The organism is Pseudoalteromonas sp. RWi3 (genome assembly GCF_054960735.1).
This window is the reverse complement of record NZ_JBHNYL010000050.1, coordinates 1-305: the sequence shown is the minus strand read 5'-3', so window position 1 is coordinate 305 and position 305 is coordinate 1. Positions and strand designations below refer to the sequence as shown.

The 305-nt window shown below is 41.6% G+C and carries 1 pseudogene; it reads right to left on the bottom strand.

Annotated elements, in window-relative coordinates:
* Nucleotides 1–188: 188 nt before the first annotated feature.
* Nucleotides 189–305 (bottom strand): annotated as a pseudogene (locus ACFI4Z_RS19090) (IS110 family RNA-guided transposase); the annotation flags it as partial.

Sequence of the window (305 nt, the reverse complement as noted above, 5' to 3'; positions counted from 1 at the left end):
AAGCTTATGCCCTGCGCTATAACAAATCTGTGGTTTATGCTTTTTACATAACCAACCCTGTGTGGCTCAGACAGTGGGCATACCCAACATTTAAATAAGAGCGGTTAACATGCAGGCTCAATCAGATCTGATGGTTTTACCAACCCCGTTTTTAACTCAACACGTTAACCTAATTCGTTTTACGGTCGCTAAGAAAAAGCCTTGTGTTCATCAAATGGGACATTGTCTTTCAGAACGTGGTAACACGCTCTTGCGAGTTTATGTGCAACCGTTTTAATCGCGATAACTTGCTTTGTTTTAGCCAG